Genomic DNA, 255 nt, shown 5'->3' on the forward strand with positions numbered 1-255 from the left:
AGTATTCATTGAGCCGAACAAAATCTTAAATTGAAGAGTTTGATCATGGCTCAGATTGAACGCTGGCGGCAGGCCTAACACATGCAAGTCGAGCGGAAACGAGTTATCTGAACCTTCGGGGAACGTTAAGGGCGTCGAGCGGCGGACGGGTGAGTAATGCCTGGGAAATTGCCCTGATGTGGGGGATAACCATTGGAAACGATGGCTAATACCGCATAATGCCTTCGGGCCAAAGAGGGGGACCTTCGGGCCTCT

1 rRNA gene is annotated in these 255 nt (G+C 51.8%); it reads left to right on the forward strand.

Annotation, left to right across the window (positions count from 1 at the left end):
• Positions 1-27: 27 nt before the first annotated feature.
• Positions 28-255: ribosomal RNA gene (locus GVO60_RS22290) — 16S ribosomal RNA — on the forward strand; the annotation flags it as partial.

The organism is Vibrio atypicus, from assembly GCF_009811315.1.
Lineage (GTDB): Bacteria > Pseudomonadota > Gammaproteobacteria > Enterobacterales > Vibrionaceae > Vibrio > Vibrio atypicus.